The following is a 21,087-nucleotide window of genomic DNA, read 5'->3' as shown; positions in this document are numbered from 1 at the left end:
CAAGGACTCCGCTTTTAATAACAAGCTCGGACGACGAATTATTACATCAGACGTTAAACAAGAAATTCATCACGTCGCCGTCGTGCACAACGTATTCCTTCCCTTCCGCCCGCATCTTCCCGGCTTCTTTCGCACCTTGCTCGCCTTTGAACGCGACGAAGTCATCGAAGGCGATCGTCTGGGCGCGAATAAACCCGCGCTCGAAGTCCGTGTGAATAGCGCCGGCGGCTTGAGGCGCGGTGTCACCGATATGAATCGTCCACGCCCGCACTTCCTTCACGCCCGCCGTGAAATACGTCTGCAATCCAAGCAGCTTGTAGCCCGCGCGAATCACGCGATCCAGACCCGGCTCTTCCATGCCGATATCGGCGAGAAACTCGTGCTTGTCGGCGTCGTCGAGATCCGCGATTTCCGCTTCGATCGCCGCGCACACCGCCACCACCGGCGCCTTCTCGGTCTCAGCGTACTTGCGCACCGCGTCCAGATACGGATTGTTCTCGAAGCCGTCGTCCTTCACGTTTGCCACATACATGGTCGGCTTGGCGGTAATCAGGCACAGCGGCTTGATCAGCAGGAGTTCGTCTTCGCTCAAGTCCAGACCGCGCACCGGCTTCGCCTGATCGAGTTGCGCCTGGATCTTTTCCAGCAAGGGGACGAGCTTTGCCGCTTCCTTGTCGTTGCCCGACCGGGCGGACTTCGCATAGCGGTGATGAGCCTTCTCCACTGTCGATAAATCCGCCAGCGCCAATTCCGTATTGATGACTTCAATATCCGCCAGCGGGTCGATCTTGTTCGCGACGTGAATCACGTTTTCGTCTTCGAAACAGCGCACGACGTGCGTGATGGCATCGGTTTCGCGGATGTTTGCGAGAAACTTGTTGCCCAAGCCTTCGCCCTTGCTGGCGCCCGCCACGAGGCCCGCGATATCGACGAATTCGACAATGGCCGGAACCACGCGCTCGGGTTTGACGATCTCGGAAAGTGCAGCAAGCCGCGGATCCGGCACTTCGACTACGCCGACATTCGGCTCGATCGTGCAGAACGGATAGTTTTCGGCGGCAATGCCGGCCTTGGTCAGTGCATTGAACAGTGTGGACTTGCCGACGTTAGGCAAGCCGACGATGCCGCATTGGAGGCTCATGGAATCCTTCGAACTGGTGAAACGGCGTGCGCCGCGTGGGTCAACGCTGGTTTTCGCGCGTCGCGGGCGTAAGGGCCCGGCGACCCGCGCGCAGCGGGCGGCCACGTCTTGCGGGGCCGGACAAACCGCTATTGTACCGCCGAGGTTGAGTCTGCTGGGTGAGCCGGGCAGGGCCGATCCTCGGGGCGCAGGGAGTGAAAGTCACTATCCGTCGCTGCGGCCGAGGCGAGCGGTAAGGCTCCACGGCTACAGACATCGCCCTCTCGCCGAAACACCGGATTCCACATCGAATCGCGAAATACCCCGGCGGCTATAATGCCCACATGACTTTCCACTCACGAAATTTTCATGCGGCTGTGGTCGGCGGCGGTCTCGTCGGCAAGACGGCGGCGCTTGCGCTGACGCAATCCGGCTTGCGCACGGCGCTGCTCGCAACGCCCGCCGCTGCGCCGCCTGCCGCCGATAGCTTCGACTCCCGCATCTACGCGCTTTCATCGAGCTCGCAGGCACTGCTGGAACGGCTGCGCGTCTGGCAGGCGCTGGAGCACGAAAAACTCGGGCCGGTGCTGGACATGCGTGTTTTCGGCGATGCCTTCGCCGAGTTGCATTTTTCCGCATTCCAGGCCGCAGTGCCGCAATTGGCGTGGATCGTGGAATCGTCGTTGATCGAACGATCGCTCGACGCCGCGCTGCGTTTCCAGCCGAATCTCACCTGGATCGACTCGCGCGCGCAAGGCCTGACGATCCACGACGCCGCCGCGCATCTCACGCTCGCAAATGGCGACACGCTCGAAGCGGATCTGGTGGTCGGCGCGGATGGCGCGCATTCCTGGGTGCGGGCGCAGACGGGTGCGAAAATGCATCGGCGGGATTATCGGCAGACGGGTGTGGTGGCGAACTTCAAGTGCGAAAAACCGCACGCTGAAACCGCGTATCAATGGTTTCGCGATGGCGAGATCATTGCGTTATTGCCGTTGCCGGGCGATCACGTGTCGCTCGTGTGGTCCGCAAGAACCGAACACGCCGATGCCCTTCTCAAACTCGATCCCGCGCAGCTCGCGGCGGAAGTCGAGAAGGCTACGCAGAACATGCTCGGCACGCTCGAATGCGTGACGCCAGCGCAGGGCTTTCCGCTTGCGCTGCAAACCGTGGACCGGCTGATCGGCCCGCGCGTGGCGCTGGTCGGTGACGCCGCACATCTGATTCATCCGCTGGCGGGCCAAGGCATGAACCTGGGTTTGCGCGATGTCGCCGCGCTGGCCGAAACCCTCGCGGGTAAGGAAGCGTTCCGAACGGCCGGCGACCCCGTTCTCCTGCGCCGATACGAACGCACGCGTCGCGAGGACATCCAGAAACTGACGCTCGCCTGCGACGGCTTGCAGAAACTCTTCGCCATGCCCGGCACGCTCGCTCGCGCAGCGCGCAACACGGGCATGGCGCTCGTGGGTGCACAGCCGCTCATTAAGCGCTGGCTTGTGTCGGCGGCGCTTGGTTAAGAACATCCCACATACTTCAGCTTGACGGACAATCGAATGAAAATCACTCTTCGCCGCGCTCTGGTCACTGCAGCCACGCTGGCCGCGGTGTTTGGTATCGGCATCGCGGCACAAGCCGATCAGACCACCGACAAGATCAAGGCAACGCTGCAATCGCGCATAGGCGACGCCGACATCAAAAGCGTGCAGAAGTCGCCGGTTCCGGGACTCTATGAAGTGAACCTCGGCGCGCAAATCGTCTACACGGACGCCACGGGCAACTACTTGCTCATGGGCGATCTCGTCGATACCCGCACGCGCACGAATCTCACCGAAGCGCGTCTCGCGGAAACGAACAAGATCGACTTCGCCAAGCTGCCGTTCGAGAACGCGGTGAAGGTGGTGAAGGGCACGGGCGCGCGCAAGATCGCGGTGTTTTCCGATCCGAACTGCCCGTACTGCAAGCAGCTCGAAACCACGCTCAAATCCGTCGATAACGTCACTGTCTACACTTTCCTCTACCCGGTTTTGTCGCCGGATTCGGCTGTCAAGTCGAAGTCGATCTGGTGCTCGAAGGACCGCTCGACCGCGTGGGAAGGCTGGATGCTCGATCATACGGCGCCCACGGCTGCGGCCAGTTGCGACACGACTGCCATCGACAAAAACCTGAAACTCGGCCAGTCGATGAACGTCACCGGCACGCCAACCGTTTTCCTCGCGGACGGACGCCGTCTGCCCGGCGCGGTGCCGGCGGATCGGCTGGAGAAGGAACTGTCGGCGGTTCGCTGATTTAACTGTCGATTCGTCGACAGACGACAAAGGAGGCGCGTGAAGCGCCTCTTTCGCTTTTATGAACTTCCACTTGCCTGATTCTGCAATGAGCGGTTCAACCGCGAAAAGCTTGGGCCAACCACCGCGCCCGGCGATAAGAACAAAGGACCTCGACGCATGAACGCCATCCGTTACACCATCGTTCCGAAAAATCCCGCGGCGCATCTGTTCGAAGTGACGTTGAGCGTCGCGCAACCCGATCCGTCGGGCCAGCGTTTTGTGCTGCCGGTGTGGATTCCGGGCAGCTACATGATCCGCGAATTTGCCCGCAATATCGTGGCGCTGGAGGCGTTCAACGCGGCTGGCCGCAAGCTTGCCATTGATAAAACCGACAAACATGCTTGGGCAACCGCGCCGCACGATGGCCCGATCACGCTGCGTTACGAGGTTTATGGCTGGGATTTATCGGTGCGTGCCGCGCATCTCGATGACACCATCGGCTTTTTCAACGGCACGAGCGTGTTTCTGGCGGTGGAAGGGCAGGCCGATGCGCCCTGCATAGTCGATATCCAAAAGCCTTCTGGCGCGCACTACGCAGGCTGGCGTGTGGCGACGGCATTGCCCGAGGCGCGCGGCACGAAGCGCTATGGTTTTGGCACCTATGAAGCGCCGAACTACGACGCGCTGATCGATCATCCGGTCACGCTGGGCGAGTTTGCACTCGGTTCCTTCGATGCCCACGGCTCGAAGCATGACATCGTGATTTCAGGCCGCGTGACCGGGCTCGATATGCATCGGCTGGAAAACGACCTCAAGCGTGTTTGCGAAGCGCAGATTGCGTTGTTCGAGCCGCGTACGAAGAAGGCGCCGGTCGATCGTTATGTGTTCATGACGGTTGCCGTAGCCGATGGTTACGGCGGGCTGGAACATCGGGCATCGACGGCGTTGATCTGCAATCGCGCGGATCTGCCTGTGACCGGACGCCCGGACGTGACGGAGGGGTATCGGACGTATCTTGGTCTTTGCAGCCACGAGTATTTCCATACGTGGAACGTGAAGCGCATCAAACCGGCCGCGTTCGCACCGTACGATTTATCGCAGGAAAATTACACGTCGCTGTTGTGGTTGTTCGAAGGTTTCACGTCGTATTACGACGACCTGATGCTTGTGCGCAGCGGCCTGATCAGCGCGAGCGAGTATTTTTCGCTTCTGGGTAAAACGCTCGGCGGCGTGTTGCGCGGGTCGGGGCGGCTCAAGCAGACCGTGGCGGAAAGCTCGTTCGACGCGTGGGTCAAATATTATCGGCAGGACGAAAACGCGGCGAATGCGATCGTCAGTTATTACCAAAAAGGATCCCTTGTCGCGCTCGCTTTCGATCTTTCGATCCGTGCGCAAACCGAGGGCAAGAAGTCGCTCGACGACGTCATGCGGCTCTTGTGGCAACGCTACGGACGCGATTTTTATCATGGCAAAGCGCGGGGTATCGAGGAACACGAAGTCGAAGCGCTGTTCGCCGAAGCCACCGGCGCCGACCTGAAAAAGCTGTTCCGCGACGGCGTCCACGGCACACGCGATCTGCCGCTCGAGACCTTGTTCGAACCCTTCGGGATCACGTTCGCGGCTGACGTCGCGACCAACGGCACGGCGGCGAAACCATCGCTTGGCGCGCGCGTTCGAAATGGCGCGGATTGCGTGCTCGCGGCCGTCCACGAGAACAGCGCGGCGCAGAAAGCGGGGTTATCGGCGGGGGACGTGCTGGTTGCAATCGATGGCTTGCGCGTGACGGGATCGAATCTCGACACGCTGCTTTCGCGTTATTTGCCGGGCGCGAAGGTAGAGGTGCACGCATTTCGGCGCGACGAGTTGCGCGTCGCGCAGGTCAAACTTGATCCGCCGGAAGTATCGCGTTACGTGCTTTCCACCGCCGATGGCCGCGGTCCGTCGAAGCAATGGCGCGAACGCTGGCTGAAAGGTTGAGGAGCTAAACGCGGATTGTTCTACCATTGCAACAATCCGTCACGATTGCACAGCTTGTTCCCAACGTCGGAAAAAAGAAGAATGCGTCCTGTCAGAGCGCGATCCGTGCTCAAACTTACCAGGACAGAGGAATCATCATGACGACCATTCTTCAAATCAATTCCGCAGCCCGCTCGCAAGGCGCCCAATCCACATTGCTCGCTGACGAAGTGTCGGCGAAGCTGCAGCAAGCGCACCCGGGTGCCAAGCTTGTCGTGCGCAATCTTCTCTCCGACAACCTCCCGCATCTGGACGACGCTACCCTCGGCGCGTTCTTCACGCCCGCCGACCAGCGTAACCCGGAGCAGAACGCGATTCACGCCAAGAGCGAAGCGCTCATCGCCGAACTGCAAGCGGCTGACGTGGTCGTGATCGCAGCGCCGATGTACAACTTCGGCATTTCGTCGCAACTGAAGACGTACTTCGACTGGATCGCGCGCGCCGGTATCACGTTCAAGTACGGTGCGAACGGCCCGGAAGGCCTGGTTACGGGCAAGAAGGTGATCGTGGTGTCGGCACGTGGCGGCAAATACACCGGCACGCCGAACGACACGCAAACGCCGTATCTGAAGACGTTCCTGGGCTTCCTCGGCATGACCGATGTCAGCTTCATCTTCGCCGAAGGCCTGAATATGGGCCCGGACGCCGCCGGCGCCGCCTTGGCTACCGCACGCGACTCGATCGCCGCGCTGTGAGTTTTTAAGCCTTGCAAGCAGTAGGACGGTTTGAAAAAGCCCGCCGTGTCTGAGACATCGGCGGGTTTTTGTTTGTGCTTCTGCTTTGGCGCTTCACGCCGCGACGTCCGGTAGACGCCAATCGATGGCGGATCGCCCGTGTTGTGCCAGATACGCGTTCGCCGATGCAAAGTGCCCGCAACCCAGAAAACCGCGATGCGCCGACAGCGGTGAGGGGTGAGGCGCTTGCAGCACGCAATGTGCTTTTCCGGCCGCTACCGCCGATGCAATCAACCCCCGTTTCGCCTGCGCATGCGCGCCCCAAAGCATGAACACGAGATGTTCGTGCCGAAGGGCGAGTTCGTGAATCAACGTGTCCGTGCAATGCTCCCAGCCGCGTTTGGCGTGACTGCCGGCTTTATCGCGTTCCACGGTCAGCGACGTGTTCAGCAGCAGCACGCCTTGCTGCGCCCACGCGTCGAGACAACCGTGAGCGGGCGCGGCAAAACCGAGGCTGGCGTTGATTTCCTTGAAGATGTTTTTCAGCGATGGCGGCGGCCGAACCGGTGCGGGTACTGAAAACGCCAAACCGTGAGCCTGCGGCGCACCGCGATCTTCGCCGTGGTACGGGTCTTGTCCGAGGATCACGACCTTCACGTCGCCGGGATGTGTGAGGCGCAATGCGCGGAAGACATCGGCGGGATACACGGTCTTGCCGGCGGCGCGCTCGGCGTCGACGAATGCGCACAACGTGGCGTAATGCGGGCTGTCGATGAACGACTTCAGGTGTTTGCGCCAGTCTGCCGGCAACGCATCGAACTGGCTTTCCAGCGAGGTGAACGCCTGCTGGGATTTCGGGGCGTCAGCTTCGAACAGGGACACCTGACTCATTTCACGCCACCGTTGGATCCGGCCACTTTCGCCTCGCACAGGTCGTAACCCCGGCGCGCCTTACTGGCGTCTTCGGGCTGGAGATAGAGAAACGCCCGCCGCATTTGCGCAGCGACGGTGTTCAGCGCCTCTTCATTGCCGGATTTCAGTTCGAGTTCGAGTTCGCTGATCGGCGTGGTGCGGCGCTCGCCATCCACGTCAGCCGTCACTTCGCCCAGATCCAGCGCTGCTTCGATCTTCGTACCGTCAATGTCGATATCCCAGATCACACGCGAGAAATCGGTACGGAACAGGGCGGTCAATTCCGGCGCGGCGTCGCTGAGCGCGCTGGCGGCATTTTCGTCGTCGCAGATTTCGAGCAGGGCGGGGATTTCCAGCGCCTCGCCGGCCACGGGCATTTCCCACTCGTGCCGGTTGTGCAAGCCACCCTCGGCTTCACCCGCCGTCTTATACGTTTGCAGCCATTGATCCGGCGTGCCACGTAGACGCACCGCACTTTTCGCCTTGGCGAGCGCGCGATCGGGGGTGTCGAAGTAGACGTTGGTGAGTTGGATCTTGCGGCCTTCCCGACCGGTACGTTGCGTCAGGACTCTCGCAATTTCGCCGTGTTCCGACGTCGGCAACGACAGTTTGATCTCGCGTTCAATGCTCAAAATAAACTCCGTGCGACAGCGTCAGAAGAACATTCGTGCAAGTTCGGTACCGGGGTCATCGGCGCGCATGAACGCTTCGCCGACCAGGAAAGTCTGCACGTCCATCGCGCGCAGCCGGTCGACATCCACGCGGCTCAGAATGCCCGATTCCGTCACCACGATACGATCCTCGGGAACCATGTCCAGCATGCCGATAGTCGTTTCGATCGACGTTTCGAACGTGCGCAGGTTGCGGTTGTTGACGCCCATCAGCGGTGTCTTCAAGGTAAGCGCTTGCTCGAGTTCATCGCGATCGTGAACCTCTACAAGCACAGCCAGACCGAGCGAGTGCGCGAACGCTTCCAGATCACGCATTTGCGAAGGCTGGAGTACGGCGGCGATCAGCAAAATGCAGTCGGCACCCATCGCGCGGGCTTCCAGGATCTGATAAGGATCGATGATGAAATCCTTGCGCAGAACTGGCAGACTGCACGCGGCGCGCGCTTCCTCCAGATATGCGACGCTGCCTTTGAAGAACTGCACGTCGGTCAGCACCGACAAACACGCGGCGCCCGCTTGCTCGTACGATTTCGCGATGTCGGCGGGGACGAAGTTCTCGCGTATTACGCCCTTCGACGGACTCGCTTTCTTCACTTCAGCGATGATCGCGGGCTTCCCCGCGGCGTGCTTCGCGCGCAATGCACCAACGAAGTCGCGCGAGTCGCGTGTGCTTGCCTGCAAACGCAGTTCCTCGAGCGACACGCTTTCCTTCGCGACGCGAATTTCGTCGCGTTTGACTGTGATGATGCGGTCGAGAATATCGCTCATTTCCTGGGCCCTTTATTTGACGAATTGCTGCGTGAAACGCACGAGTTCATCGACTTTTTCGCGCGCTTGTCCGCTCGCGATCACCTCTTTCGCGACAGCCATGCCGGCCTCGATCGATTCCACCACGTTCGCGGCATATAGCGCCGTGCCCGCGTTCAGCGTCACAATTTCGCGCGCGACGCACGACTTGTTGTTCAACGCGCCGAGCAGCATGGTCTTCGATTCCTGCGCGTCGGCCACTTTCAGCGTCCGGTTCGACACCATCTGCAAGCCGAAATCTTCGGGGTGAATCTCATACTCGCGAACTTCGCCGTTGCGCAGCTCACCCACTACCGTTGCCGCACCCAGCGATACCTCGTCCATGCCGTCCTTGCCGTACACCACTAGCACGTGCTGTGCGCCGAGCCGCTGCATCACACGTACCTGGATGCCGACCAGGTCTTCATGGAACACGCCCATCAACTGATTCGGCGCGCCGGCCGGATTGGTCAGCGGACCGAGGATGTTGAAAATCGTCCGCACGCCGAGTTCTCGGCGCACCGGCGCAATGTTTTTCATGGCCGGATGGTGGTTTGGCGCGAACATGAAACCCATGCCCGTTTCGGCAATGGATTGCGCCACTTGTTCCGGCTTCAAATCGATATTCACGCCCAGCGCTTCGAGCACGTCGGCGCTACCTGATTTACTCGATACCCCGCGATTACCGTGCTTGGCGACTTTCGCGCCGGCGGCTGCCGCGACGAACATCGTAGCTGTCGAAATGTTGAAGGTATGCGAGCCGTCGCCGCCGGTGCCCACGATATCGACGAGATTGGCGTCGTCCGGCACGCTCACGTGATTCGCGAACTCGCGCATCACGGTCGCCGCGGCAGCGATTTCCCCGATGGTTTCCTTCTTCACGCGCAAACCGGTGATGATCGCGGCGGACATCACCGGCGACATTTCGCCGCGCATGATCATGCGCATCAGGTGGAGCATTTCGTCGTGGAAAATCTCGCGATGCTCAATCGTCCGTTGCAGCGCTTCCTGGGCCGTAATAGTCATGATCGGATCTCGGTTCACGCGCGAATGCCTTGCGCCGGGCTCTTGACGAAGTTTTCGAGCAGCGCATGGCCGTGCTCGGACAGAATCGATTCCGGGTGAAATTGCACGCCCTCGACCGCGAGTTTCTTATGGCGCACGCCCATGATTTCACCGTCGGGCGTCCACGCCGATATTTCCAGGCAGTCCGGCAGCGACTCGCGTTCGATCGCGAGCGAGTGATAACGCGTCACGCTGAAATGTTTCGGCAGATCGGAAAACACGCCGCGGCAATCGGTTTCGATCGTGCTCACCTTGCCGTGCATGATGGTTTGCGCGCGTACCACGCGTCCGCCGAACGCTTCGCCGATAGCCTGATGGCCCAGGCAGACGCCGAGAATGGGGATCTTTCCAGAAAACTCGCGCAGCACGTCGAGCGTGATGCCCGCATGTTGCGGGTTGCTCGGCCCGGGCGACAGGCAGATCCGCTCGGGATTCAGCTTCGCGATTTCATCGAGGGTAATTTCGTCGTTGCGGAAGGTCCGCACGTCCTCGCCCAGTTCGCCGAAATACTGGACCAGGTTATAGGTGAACGAATCGTAGTTGTCGATCATCAGCAGCATGGTCTGTCTCCGGATCAGAAGTCGCTATCGAGGCCGTCTTGCACCTGCTCGGCGGCGCGCAGCACTGCTCGCGCCTTGTTCTCCGTCTCCTGCCATTCCGACTCGGGCACCGAATCCGCGACGACACCCGCCGCCGCCTGCACATACAAATTGCCCTTGTGGATGAGACCGGTGCGGATAGCGATGGCGAGATCCATCTCGCCAGTGAATGACAGATAACCGCAAGCGCCGCCGTACAAACCGCGTTTCACCGGCTCCAGCTCGTCAATGATTTCCATCGCCCGCACTTTCGGTGCGCCTGAGAGCGTGCCGGCGGGGAAGGTGGCGCGCAGCACGTCGAAGTTGGTCGTGCCGGGTTTCAGCTTACCCTCCACCGAACTTACGATGTGCTGGACATGCGAGTACTTTTCGATCGCCAGCTTGTCTGTCACCACCACAGATCCCGTCTGTGCAATCCGGCCCACGTCGTTACGTGCCAGATCGATCAGCATGACGTGTTCGGCCACTTCCTTCGGATCGTTCAGCAATTCGGTGGCGAGTTCAGCGTCGCGTTCTGGCGTATTGCCGCGCGGACGGGTACCGGCGAGCGGGCGGATCGTGACGATCCGCTCGTCCCCGCGCTTTTCCTGCCGCACCAGAATTTCCGGCGACGCGCCCACCACATGGAATTCGCCGCCGAAGTTGTAGTAATACATATACGGCGACGGATTCAGCGAGCGCAATGCGCGATACAGCGAGAGCGGGTTATCGCGGAACGGCTTCACCAGGCGTTGGCCAACCTGGACCTGCATCAATTCGCCGGCCGCGATGTATTCCTTCGCTTTGCGCACGGCGTTCAGATAATCGTCCTTCGCAAACTCGCGATACGTCTCTGTACGTACGCTCGCCGACGTCACCGGCGGCTGCACGGTCGTGCGCAAACGCGCGCGCAATTCGCGCAGACGCTGCTTGGCCTTCGTGAAGGCTTCGGGCACGGTCGGATCGGCATAGACGATCAGGTATAGCTTGCCGGCGAGATTGTCGATAACCGCCATTTCCTCGGTCAGCAGCAACTGGATATCGGGTAGTCCGAGATCGTCGCGCGGAGCCGTATGCGCGAGCTTTTTCTCGATATAACGCACGGCGTCGTAGCCGAAATACCCGGCCAGGCCACCGCAAAAACGCGGCAATCCCGGGCGTTGCGCAATCTTGAAGCGTTTCTGAAACTCTTCGATAAACCCCAGCGGATCGGCTTCGCTCGTTTCGATTACTTTGCCGTCGGTCAGCACTTCCGATACGCCGTTCTGCACGCGAATCATGGTTCGGGCCGGCAAGCCGATGAACGAGTACCGGCCGAAGCGCTCGCCGCCGACCACCGATTCCAACAGGAAAGAGTTAGCGCCATTGCGCTCGGTTTGAGCGAGCTTGAGATAAAGCGAGAGCGGCGTTTCGAGGTCGGCAAGCGCCTCGGCGATCAGCGGAATGCGGTTGAAACCTTCATTCGCCAGCGATTGGAATTCGAGTTCGGTCATGTTCTGATCCTTTACGTGTCGCTTGTTGAGTTTGGCGACATCGAGCACACACTGGGCGCTGCGGGCAATTTACCGCGTGGCGCGAAACCCGCTTTGGTTTGTGCATCGGCTGAGACTTCACGCGCTGTTCCGATTATCGGGGCTGTAGCCGTTCGGGGGAACGGTGAAGCCTCAAGCTAAAACTCGGGCGCAGCGAATGATGCGGATCAGGCCTGGCATCAAGATAAAACAAGTCGGCGGGATCGGCGCGCGGAATGCGCAGCGAAACAAAAAACGGTTGCCGAAGACGAGCTTCGGCGGACCTCAGGCGAGGTTAGCGCGACCAGCGACGCCAGGGCCAGGCTCCCCGGTCGATGCTGCTCAGACTCCGTTTTTTGTTCAGAAACATGAGGATTGAACTAGTCAGTCGATGTTGTCGCGCCGGGTGCATCGGGCGCGGCCATGGTTGCTGCTATTGCCTGTGCGGCAGCCAGCAGGGAAGAAACTATACCATCGGATTTCACCAGGTGCACGGGTTTGCCGTGGTTGTAACCGTAAGGCACTGTAAGCGTCGCCATGCCTGCCGCACGACCCGCCAGTGCGTCATTCTCCGAGTCGCCGATCGCCACAGCTTCGCGCGGCAGCACGTCAAGCCGTTCGCAGGCGATCAGCATAGGCGCGGGGTCAGGCTTTTTTTGCGGGACGGAATCGCCCCCGAGCACGACCTTGAAGTACTCGGCCAAGCCGAATTTTGTCAGCAACTCAACGGCGAACCGGTGTGGCTTGTTCGTTACGCACGCCAGCGGCAGACCGAGATCCCGCAGCGCTTTCAAGCCTTCGGTGACCTCAGGAAAGAGGGTGGCGCGCTGTCCGTTGATGCGCGCGTACTCGGTCTGATAGATGGCGAGCGCGTCATCGAACTTCGTGGTTGCCTCTAGCGCTGAAAAACGCACGGCCAGTACGCTGCGGATCAGGTTCTCCGACCCCTTGCCGATATAGCCGATCACTTCGTCGCGCTCAGTCGCCTTCGTGCCGATGCGCGCCAGCATGCCGTTCAGGGCCGCCACAAAATCGTCTGCTGTATCGATCATCGTGCCGTCCAGGTCGATGATTGCCGCGCGCAACGTCTTGTTCGTGAACGCCGGAAGTTCTGCCGTGAGTTCGCTCATCGTGCTTCCCCGGTATTAACTTTCGCCAACTCGGCGCGCATTTGGGCGATCACGTCGCGGTAATCGTGTTTGCCGAAAATCGCCGATCCCGCCACGAACGTGTCTGCGCCGGCTTCCGCGATTTCCCGGATGTTGTCGATCTTGACGCCGCCGTCCACTTCGAGATGAATCTCACGACCGGTCCGCTCGCAGTATTCATCGATACGCCGGCGCACCTCGCGTAGCTTGTTGAGCGCTTCTGGAATAAAAGACTGCCCTCCGAAACCCGGATTCACCGACATGATCAGTACCAGGTCGACCTTGTCCATCACGTGATCGAGATAATTCAGCGACGTGGCCGGGTTGAAGACCAGGCCCGCCTTGCAGCCGTGATCGCGAATCAGCGAAAGCGTACGATCGATGTGATCCGAGCCTTCCGGATGAAAGCTGATCACATTGGCGCCCGCTTTTGCGAAATCCGGCACGATGCGATCGACCGGGCGCACCATCAGATGCACGTCGATTGGCACGTCCGTGTGCGGACGCAGCGCCTCGCAGACCATGGGGCCGATTGTCAGGTTCGGCACGTAGTGGTTGTCCATCACGTCAAAGTGGATCCAGTCCGCACCGGCGGCGACCACATTGCGGACCTCCTCGCCGAGAATGGCGAAGTCGGCGGACAAAATACTGGGGGACAGGCGAAATTGCGTCATGACGTCGGCCGGTTGCGAGCGGAAAATGCATTTTACAGTGTGACGACGTTTTTGACCGCTGACCGAATGGCCAACGTCCCGCCCTGCGGTCTTCCGCGGCGGTTCCGGGCGCTTGACAAAGCCCTTGCAAGCCATGGCGTTCTGTTGCGGGCACCGGCTGCATCAAGCAGAATGCGTCACCTGACGTTCACGCAAATTCGCGGAACCCGCGGCCGACCTCCGTCCGCAAAGGGTTCGAACCCGCGCAGCACATTTTGAATTGGAAAAGCGATGAGCCAGTATGAATTCAGCGTATCCGTCCAGACGCAATATCTGCCTGAACAATCGGATCCGGATGCCCGCCAGTTCGCGTTCGCGTACACCCTGACCATTCGGAATACCGGCCAGGTCGCGGCACAACTGATCTCGCGCCACTGGATCATTACCGACAGCGACGACGTGGTTCAGGAAGTAAAGGGACTTGGCGTGGTGGGCAACCAGCCGTTGCTGCCGCCGGGCGAGAAATTCGAGTACACGAGCTGGGCCGTCATTGCGACGCCCGTTGGCACGATGCGCGGCTCGTATTTTTGCGTGGCAGAAGATGGCGAGCGTTTCGAGGCGCCCATTGCCGAATTTGCGCTGCACATGCCGCGTACGCTGCACTGAACTAGCGCTAAAGCACGTGGCGTTATGGCGCGTGTGTTGCTGCTAACGCCTGTTTTTCTTCTTGCCAGAAGCCGTCCACACGACGATAAAGATCAGCAGAAGCAGCGCCACGAGAGACTCGAGCGCAAAAATAAGCATTGGATATTCGTCGAATAGATCAGACATGGCGGTTCTCATCAAGAACGAACATTGTATGCGTTTCACCCGCTCGCTCGCCGGATTGGCGGGCTGGGTGGCGTCGATCACAGCAGCTGTCCTGCTCGCTTCGTGCGGTGGTGGCGCCGGCAAGTCCGGGTATCTGGCGCCGCCAACCGGCGCACCGATCATCACCGGACAGCGCGCGGCTAACCGCCTGACGGCGGTGAGCTGGCAGCAGGTGCCGGGCTGGCAGGACGATTCGTTGCTCGGCGCGACGGCCGCGCTGCGACAGAATTGCAGCCGTCTCGCGCAACAACCCGCCTGGCGTCGGGCGTGCGCGGCGGCGCAACGGCTCGACGATCTCGACATGAACGCCGCCCGCGAATTCTTCGAGGCGTACTTCACGCCATTCCAGTTGGCCAACACCGATGGCACGCTCGACGGTCTCGTGACCGGTTACTACGAGCCGCTGCTCCGAGGCTCGCGGACCCGACACGGGTCGTATCAGTACGCGTTGTATCGATGGCCGTATCGGTTCAAAGCCGGTTCCGCGCTGCCGGCACGCGCTCAGCTTGAAAGTTCTGGCGTGCTAAATGGCAACGAACTGGTGTGGGTCGACGATCCGATCGAGGCGTTTTTCCTGCAGATCCAAGGCTCGGGACAAGTCGTGATGGAAGACGGCACCACAATGCGCGTTGGTTTCGGCGGGACCAACAACCAGCCGTACAAATCGATCGGGCGTGAGCTGCTGGATCGACGCGAACTCACGCCCGCACAGGCCACGATGCAAGGCATCAAGGCGTGGGCGAAAGCGAATCCCTCGCGTGTGGACGCGTTGCTCGACGTGAATCCGCGCTTTGTGTTTTTCCGCGAGATGCCGGGAACGGAAACGCTGGCGGCCGGCGTTGGAACCGGGCCGGTTGGCGCACTAGGTGTTCCGCTTACGCCCGAGCGCTCGATTGCGGTCGACCCTTCCTCCATTCCACTCGGCACGCCGGTTTTCTTGCAGACCACTCGCCCGTTGAGCAATTCGCCGATGAATCGGCTCGTATTCGCCCAGGACACCGGCAGCGCGATCAAGGGCGGCGTGCGCGCGGACTATTTCTGGGGTTTGGGCGACGATGCCGGGGATCTCGCCGGCCGGATGAAGCAGGCCGGGCGGATGTGGCTGCTGCTGCCGAATTCATAGACGGCTGGTTGGGAGGTTGTTGCGAAGTCGGACCAGCCGTTTTCTTCGAGCGGCTGTTTGTTGATGAACTCGCTGCTTTGCCCCCACCGCGAGCACAGCGGCGGGCTAAATCAACTCGCTACCTTTCGCCGATCTATCACCCGCCGCGCTTTCCCGACCGACCGCTCGATACCGTTCACCCCCAGCACCTGAACAACTGCACTGACCCCGATCAACGCTTTGATGTCGTAAGCGAGCGCCGCTTTGGCTTGATCGAGCACGTTCGTATCCGGCGCCGTTTCAGGGCAGGGTTCGACATTCAACGTGAGCACATCGAGTGGACCTTCTTTCGTCAGCACGATTTGGTAATGCGGTGCGAACGCGTGCTGTTTGAGCAGCAGCTCTTCGATCTGCGTGGGGAATACATTCACGCCGCGCACGATCATCATGTCGTCCGAGCGACCTGTGATTTTTTCCATCCGGCGCATTGTCCGTGCACTGCCAGGCAAAAGCCGCGTGAGATCGCGGGTCCGATAGCGGACGATCGGCAGCGCCTCCTTGGTCAGCGAAGTGAACACGAGTTCGCCCAGTTCCCCGTCGGGCAACACCTCGCCGGTATCCGGATCGATGATCTCGGGATAGAAATGATCTTCCCAGATCGTCGGACCGTCCTTCGTCTCCACGCACTCCGACGCCACACCCGGTCCCATTACTTCCGATAGTCCGTATATATCGACTGCATCGATACCCATTCGTTTCTCGATGGCCGCGCGCATGTCGTTGGTCCACGGCTCGGCGCCGAAGATGCCGATGCGCAGCGAGCAATCCGCGGGGTGAACGCCTTGTCGCTCGAGTTCGTCGGCGATCGACAGCATGTAGCTTGGCGTCACCATAATGATGTCAGGACGAAAATCCTGGATCAGTTGTACTTGTTTTTCTGTCTGGCCGCCGCCGAACGGGATCACGGTCAACCCTGCGCGCTCCGCGCCGTAATGAGCACCAAGGCCGCCAGTGAAGAGACCGTAGCCGTAGCTGACATGGACTTTGTCGCCGCGGCGTGCACCCGCTGCACGAATGGAACGCGCGACGAGGTTGGCCCAGGTGTCAATGTCCTTTGCCGTGTAGCCGACTACTGTCGGCTTGCCCGTCGTCCCCGACGACGCGTGAATTCGCGAAATCCGCTCGTGCGGAACGGCGAACATACCGTACGGATAGTTATCGCGGAGATCCTGTTTCGTCGTGAACGGGAAACGCGCCAGGTCGGCCAGGGTTTTCACGTCATCCGGATGCACGCCTGCTTCGTCGAACTTGCGGCGGTACACCGGCGAGTTTTCATACGCATGGGCGAGCGACCACTTGAGGCGTTCGAGTTGCAGTGCCGTCAGTTCGTCGCGGCTGGCCGTCTCGATCGGGTCCAGCGAAAGCGCGGTGCTCATTGAATGTCTCCTTCTCGATCGTCGATCAATGGCCCGAATCATGTTCGTACGGGCGCTGTGTTTTGTAGAGTGGGTCAGTCAGGACTCCACCGTAACCAGATTCCCTTTTATCTGGGACGACTTGCCGCGGAACATGGCGACTGTTTCGCCGTCACGGTTCGTGACGCGGATGTCGTAGATGCCAGTTCGCCCGGTCAGTGATTGCTCGACAGCTTCTGCCGACAAGCGGTCGCCGCCCTTGACAGCACGTAGGAATTCGATGGAACAGCCCGCCGCGACCGTATTGATGTTGTACGAGTTGCAGGCGAACGCGAACGTTGAATCGGCCAGCGTGAAGATGAGTCCGCCGTGGCAGATGCCGTGACCGTTCAGAAAGTCGTCGCGGACGTTCATCTGCATGCGCGCATACCCCGCTCGAACCTCCTTGAGTTCGATGCCGAGCGCACGGCTACAGGCGTCCGCTTCGTACATGGCTTGCGCGGTCGCGTTGGCGAGTTCTTCAGGCGTCATTGCCGGGTTCTCCTGGAATTTTTTGGTCGAATCTCAGAGGCCATCGAATCGCGGCGCGCGTTTTTCCTTGAAGGCGGCGACACCCTCGGCATAGTCGTGCGAGTCACCCAATTCGCGTTGAACGTCGCGTTCCAGATCGAGTTGCTGATCGAGCGTGTTGTTCGCGCTCGCCCGAATGGCATGCTTGATCGCGGCGACGGCCTTCGCGGGCTGCTGCGCGAGCTGCGTGGCAAGCTTCAATGCCGCGCTCTGTAGTTCCGCGTCGTCGACGACCTTCCAGACCAGTCCCCACGCTTCGGCTTGCTCGGCGCCCAGCTTGTCACCGGTCAACGCAAGGCCCAGCGCCCGCGCTTCGCCGACTCGCCGCGGCAATAGCCATGTGCCACCGGAATCAGGAACCAAACCGATCTTCACAAAGGCCTGAACGAAACTCGCTGAACGCCCCGCTACGATCAGATCGCACGCCATCGCGAGATTAGCCCCCGCACCGGCCGCTGTACCGTTGACGGCGGCAATCACGGGTAACGGCAGAGCCTGCAGACGGCGCACGAGCGGGTTGAAGTACCCGTCGATCAGCGCGCCCAGATTGGTCATCGCTCCCGGCGTGAAATCGAGATCGGCGAGATCCTGGCCAGCGCAAAAACCGCGGCCCGCGCCCGTGATGATCAACGCACGGGCGTCGCTTCCTTCGACCTGATCGAGCGCCTTGCTCAATTCTTCATGCATCGTCCGAGTGAAACTGTTCAGCTTGTCGGGACGATTCAGCGTCAGCGTGGCGACGTGCGTGCCGGCGTCGATACTGATGACGATTGAATTGCCGTTGTCGTGCATGGTGTCTCCTTGCTCGCTACGTTGTGCAAATACGCATGTCTTCGATACTAGCCGCGCCCACCGCCGCTTTCCATTCGGTCGAACGGCCTATGTCTCCACGCGATGTTGCGGGCCGGGCACCTATGCCGGTTGGCTAGCTGTTGGCGGCGCGGTCTTGGGTGCAACATGCACTCTGCTTTGAACAACGCGGAAGCGGTTCGCTACGTATGCTGCGTCGGACAACGCCGAGTTCGCCGCAGGATTGGCGCCGGTGCCATGGAAGTCCGAGTATGCCGCCGTCTGGTTGACGAAAACGCCACCGGTCAGGTTGATCGAGAGCGCGACACCGCCGCGAATGGCTGCGCCGTAAGCAGCGTCAACAACCGCGTCGTCGGTGCTGTACACGGAGAACGTGAGCGCACCGTGTTCCGCGGCAATCGATCCCGCCAGATCGAGAGACTGCGCAGTCGAATCCGTAGCAATGACGAACGAGATCGGGCCGAACCACTCTTGCGTGAATTTTGCGGTGTCGGTGCGAACGTCCAGTTTCAACATGAGGGGGGAGCGCACGTGGGCATCGGGGAAAGCAGGGTGAGCTAGCGATTGACTGTCCACAAGCACTTCACCCAGTTGCCGGGCGTCGGCAATGCGCGCCATCACGCCGTCATTCTGAATGGCGCCCGTCACTTCGACTGCGCGGGCCGGATCGCCAATCAGCTTTTCGACGGCAGCCGCGAGTGTCTTCGCGACATCGTCGAAGCTCATCTGGCCGTCGCTCGTGCGGATGCCCTCGCGTGGGACGTAGATGTTTTGCGGCGCCGTGCACATTTGGCCGGAGTACAGCGCCAGCGAGAACGCAATGTTGCTGGCGACGGCTTTGAGGTTATCGACGGAATCGATCACGATCTGATTCACGCCGGCCTTTTCGGTATAGACCTGTGCCTGGTGTGCGTTGCGTTCGAGCCAGGTGCCGTTCTGCGTGCTGCCGGTGAAGTCGATCAGCTTGATCTCGGGGCGCAGGGCGAGGTCCTGAACGAGCGGACCATCGTTTGATTCAGTGGCCAGCAGCATGACCACGTTCGGATCGAATCCCGCTTCGCGAAGAACGTCGCGAGCGATGCGCACCGTAATAGCCAGCGGCAGGATGGCGCCAGGATGCGGCTTGACGATGACCGTGTTACCCGTGGCCAGATCGGCGAATATGCCGGGATAGCCGTTCCAGGTGGGGAACGTGCAACAGCCGAGCACAAGGCCCGTGCCGCGCGGTACGACGGTATAGCGTTTGTGCATCGCGAGCGGCGGATTCTTACCCTGGGGCTTTTCCCAATAAGCGTTGGCTGGAATTTGGCGAATCAGGTCCCACGCGTAGGTCACCGCTTCGAGCGCGCGATCCTGCGCGTGCGGACCGCCTGCCTGAAAGGCCATCATGAAGGCCTGTCCGGTCGTGTGCATGACGCTATAGCCGATCTCGAAGCTTGCCTTGTTCAGCCGAGTCAGGATTTCGAGGCTTACGCCTGCCCACGCGTGGGGCCCGGCAGCGCGCCACTGACTTTGCGCCGCGGCAGATGCCGCCAGCAGTGCGTCGACGCTCGCTTTCGGATAACGGATTCCGAGCGCGAGTCCAAAGGGCGAGCGTTCATTACCGACCGTCTCACCGGTGGTTGGCTGGTCGAGATCGAACGTCCGGTTCAGGTGCGCTTTGAAGGCCGCCTCGCCGTCCGAGCTAGCGGTTTCACCGTACACTTTAGGACTTGGCATTTCGGGAAACGGGCTCCAGTAGCCACGTGTTGCAATGGCGGCAAGCGCTTGATTAAGCGTCGCTTCGTGCTTCGTGAATAGCGGATGTGTCATGGCGGCAAGGGATGAGTGACGATGATATGCGCTTGATCAATTAATTGACCGACCGGTTGGTTTGCGAATGTTAGCATTTTCGAGACGTGTGCGCGAAGCGTTTTCGCGCGAGTTCACATAGGAGGAATGAATGGCTTACGAGAATCTATTGACCGAAGTCCGCGGGCGAGTCGGCTTGATCACGCTGAACCGGCCGAAGGCGCTCAATGCACTAAACGATGCGCTGATGGACGAACTTGGCGTCGCACTAAAGCAATTCGATGCTGACGAGAACATCGGCGCGATCGTGCTGACCGGTAGCGAGAAGGCGTTCGCAGCGGGGGCGGACATCGGCATGATGGCCGGCTACTCCTATATGGACACGTTCAAGGGCGAGTACATCACGCGCAACTGGGAGACCGTGCGCACCATTCGCAAGCCCGTGATTGCAGCGGTGTCCGGCTTCGCGCTCGGCGGCGGCTGCGAGTTGGCCATGATGTGCGACATCATTATTGCCGCCGATACCGCCAAGTTCGGTCAGCCGGAAATCAAACTTGGCGTTATTCCTGGTGCTGGCGGCACGCAACGCTTGCCGCGCGCGGTGTCGAAGGCGAAGGCAATGGACATGTGCTTGACCGCACGCATGATGAACGCCGACGAGGCGGAGCGCGCAGGATTGGTGTCCCGTGTTGTCCCGGCTGCAAGCCTGTTGGAGGAGGCGATGGAGGCAGCATCGACAATCGCGAGCTTCTCGTTGCCGGCCGTGATGATGGCGAAGGAGTCTGTTAATCGCGCATATGAATCGACGTTGGCAGAAGGGGTTCATTTCGAGCGTCGCTTGTTCCATTCGCTCTTTGCCACCGAGGATCAGAAGGAAGGAATGGCCGCGTTTGTCGAGAAGCGGAAACCGGTTTTCAAGCATCGCTGAAAATCTTTTCGCGAACCCCTTGCGCGAGGCTGAAACGGGCACTAGAATTCCGTTCCTTCGCTTCTCGATGAGGCGAAGGGAAGTGAGAAAGTGGGTGAAGCGTGGCGCGATAGAGGATGTCGCGGAGCCAAGCAGGACGGGCTTCGCAGCGAATCGGAAAGTCGGGGTTGAGTAAAAAACCTGTTGACGAAATGCGAAGT

22 protein-coding genes are annotated in these 21,087 nt (G+C 60.4%); 7 read left to right on the top strand and 15 right to left on the bottom strand.

Annotated features, from left to right (window positions below; genetic code table 11):
- Positions 1–46: 46 nt before the first annotated feature.
- Positions 47–1,141, bottom strand: coding sequence for a redox-regulated ATPase YchF (gene ychF, locus EOS_RS43220; protein WP_047898381.1), 1,095 nt, complete (start codon positions 1,139–1,141; stop codon positions 47–49).
- 323 nt (positions 1,142–1,464) lie between these two features.
- Here ychF and EOS_RS43215 point away from each other — a divergent pair, with 323 nt between their 5' ends.
- From EOS_RS43215 to EOS_RS43200, 4 genes are all read left to right on the top strand, one after another.
- On the top strand, positions 1,465–2,637 hold the full coding sequence (locus EOS_RS43215) for a UbiH/UbiF family hydroxylase (protein ID WP_047898380.1): 1,173 nt from the start codon (positions 1,465–1,467) through the stop codon (positions 2,635–2,637).
- Between the two features lie 36 nt (positions 2,638–2,673).
- Positions 2,674–3,405, top strand: coding sequence for a DsbC family protein (locus tag EOS_RS43210; RefSeq protein ID WP_047898379.1), 732 nt, complete (start codon positions 2,674–2,676; stop codon positions 3,403–3,405).
- Between the two features lie 159 nt (positions 3,406–3,564).
- Positions 3,565–5,364, top strand: coding sequence for a M61 family metallopeptidase (locus EOS_RS43205; protein ID WP_047898378.1), 1,800 nt, complete (start codon positions 3,565–3,567; stop codon positions 5,362–5,364).
- Positions 5,365–5,501: 137 nt separating this feature from the next.
- Positions 5,502–6,098 (top strand): FMN-dependent NADH-azoreductase, encoded by a 597-nt coding sequence (locus EOS_RS43200; protein WP_047898377.1) that lies wholly within the window; start codon positions 5,502–5,504, stop codon positions 6,096–6,098.
- Positions 6,099–6,191: 93 nt separating this feature from the next.
- On the opposite strand, the gene EOS_RS43195 is transcribed toward EOS_RS43200, so the two are convergent.
- The 8 genes from EOS_RS43195 to rpe form a co-directional block, all read right to left on the bottom strand.
- A complete protein-coding gene (locus tag EOS_RS43195) occupies positions 6,192–6,968 on the bottom strand; it encodes a uracil-DNA glycosylase (RefSeq protein ID WP_047898376.1) in 777 nt (258 codons plus the stop codon).
- Positions 6,965–7,621, bottom strand: coding sequence for a CYTH domain-containing protein (locus EOS_RS43190; RefSeq protein ID WP_047898375.1), 657 nt, complete (start codon positions 7,619–7,621; stop codon positions 6,965–6,967). Before EOS_RS43190 ends, EOS_RS43195 begins: the two co-directional genes overlap by 4 nt.
- 21 nt (positions 7,622–7,642) lie before the next feature.
- The gene (gene trpC, locus EOS_RS43185) at positions 7,643–8,428 is read right to left on the bottom strand and encodes an indole-3-glycerol phosphate synthase TrpC (RefSeq protein ID WP_047898374.1); all 786 of its coding nucleotides are present in this window, start codon (positions 8,426–8,428) and stop codon (positions 7,643–7,645) included.
- Between the two features lie 12 nt (positions 8,429–8,440).
- Positions 8,441–9,472 carry an anthranilate phosphoribosyltransferase gene (gene trpD / locus EOS_RS43180; RefSeq protein ID WP_047898373.1) on the bottom strand — a complete coding sequence of 344 codons (1,032 nt, stop codon included), beginning with the start codon at positions 9,470–9,472 and terminating at the stop codon, positions 8,441–8,443.
- Between the two features lie 14 nt (positions 9,473–9,486).
- The gene (locus EOS_RS43175) at positions 9,487–10,071 is read right to left on the bottom strand and encodes an aminodeoxychorismate/anthranilate synthase component II (RefSeq protein WP_047898372.1); all 585 of its coding nucleotides are present in this window, start codon (positions 10,069–10,071) and stop codon (positions 9,487–9,489) included.
- Between the two features lie 14 nt (positions 10,072–10,085).
- Positions 10,086–11,582, bottom strand: a complete 1,497-nt coding sequence (trpE, locus tag EOS_RS43170; protein ID WP_047898409.1) for an anthranilate synthase component I — start codon at positions 11,580–11,582, stop codon at positions 10,086–10,088.
- Between the two features lie 398 nt (positions 11,583–11,980).
- Positions 11,981–12,730, bottom strand: a complete 750-nt coding sequence (locus tag EOS_RS43165) for a phosphoglycolate phosphatase (protein WP_047898371.1) — start codon at positions 12,728–12,730, stop codon at positions 11,981–11,983.
- Positions 12,727–13,422 carry a ribulose-phosphate 3-epimerase gene (gene rpe / locus EOS_RS43160; RefSeq protein WP_047898408.1) on the bottom strand — a complete coding sequence of 232 codons (696 nt, stop codon included), beginning with the start codon at positions 13,420–13,422 and terminating at the stop codon, positions 12,727–12,729. The genes EOS_RS43165 and rpe overlap by 4 nt, the downstream gene beginning before the upstream one ends.
- Positions 13,423–13,692: 270 nt before the next feature.
- Here rpe and apaG point away from each other — a divergent pair, with 270 nt between their 5' ends.
- Complete coding sequence (apaG, locus tag EOS_RS43155) at positions 13,693–14,067, top strand: Co2+/Mg2+ efflux protein ApaG (protein ID WP_047898370.1); 375 nt, start codon at positions 13,693–13,695, stop codon at positions 14,065–14,067.
- Positions 14,068–14,109: 42 nt separating this feature from the next.
- Here the strand turns inward: apaG and EOS_RS48900 are convergent, their stop codons facing one another.
- On the bottom strand, positions 14,110–14,232 hold the full coding sequence (locus EOS_RS48900) for a hypothetical protein (protein ID WP_047898369.1): 123 nt from the start codon (positions 14,230–14,232) through the stop codon (positions 14,110–14,112).
- Between EOS_RS48900 and mltA the strand changes: the two genes are divergently transcribed.
- Entirely contained in the window at positions 14,231–15,394 is a 1,164-nt protein-coding gene (gene mltA, locus EOS_RS43145) for a murein transglycosylase A (RefSeq protein WP_047898368.1), read from the top strand. The genes EOS_RS48900 and mltA overlap by 2 nt on opposite strands.
- A 110-nt stretch (positions 15,395–15,504) precedes the next feature.
- On the opposite strand, the gene paaK is transcribed toward mltA, so the two are convergent.
- The 4 genes from paaK to paaN all read right to left on the bottom strand — a co-directional run bounded on the left by paaK (position 15,505) and on the right by paaN (position 19,980).
- Positions 15,505–16,809: a phenylacetate--CoA ligase PaaK gene (paaK, locus tag EOS_RS43140; protein WP_047898367.1), complete on the bottom strand. Its 1,305-nt coding sequence runs from the start codon at positions 16,807–16,809 to the stop codon at positions 15,505–15,507.
- A gap of 78 nt (positions 16,810–16,887) precedes the next feature.
- Entirely contained in the window at positions 16,888–17,319 is a 432-nt protein-coding gene (paaI, locus tag EOS_RS43135; protein ID WP_047898366.1) for a hydroxyphenylacetyl-CoA thioesterase PaaI, read from the bottom strand.
- A gap of 33 nt (positions 17,320–17,352) precedes the next feature.
- Positions 17,353–18,150 (bottom strand): 2-(1,2-epoxy-1,2-dihydrophenyl)acetyl-CoA isomerase PaaG, encoded by a 798-nt coding sequence (gene paaG / locus EOS_RS43130; RefSeq protein ID WP_047898365.1) that lies wholly within the window; start codon positions 18,148–18,150, stop codon positions 17,353–17,355.
- 120 nt (positions 18,151–18,270) lie between these two features.
- Entirely contained in the window at positions 18,271–19,980 is a 1,710-nt protein-coding gene (gene paaN, locus EOS_RS43125; RefSeq protein ID WP_047898364.1) for a phenylacetic acid degradation protein PaaN, read from the bottom strand.
- Positions 19,981–20,110: 130 nt separating this feature from the next.
- Here paaN and EOS_RS43120 point away from each other — a divergent pair, with 130 nt between their 5' ends.
- Positions 20,111–20,887, top strand: coding sequence for an enoyl-CoA hydratase (locus EOS_RS43120; RefSeq protein WP_047898363.1), 777 nt, complete (start codon positions 20,111–20,113; stop codon positions 20,885–20,887).
- On the opposite strand, the gene EOS_RS48670 is transcribed toward EOS_RS43120, so the two are convergent.
- On the bottom strand, positions 20,874–21,087 hold a 214-nt coding region (locus EOS_RS48670; RefSeq protein WP_235443149.1), incomplete at its 5' end, for a hypothetical protein. The two genes, EOS_RS43120 and EOS_RS48670, sit on opposite strands and share 14 nt — an antisense overlap.

Origin of the sequence: Caballeronia mineralivorans PML1(12) (genome assembly GCF_001028175.1) — a bacterium.
GTDB classification, from domain to species: domain Bacteria; phylum Pseudomonadota; class Gammaproteobacteria; order Burkholderiales; family Burkholderiaceae; genus Caballeronia; species Caballeronia mineralivorans.
This window is presented reverse-complemented; position numbering and strand designations above follow the sequence as displayed.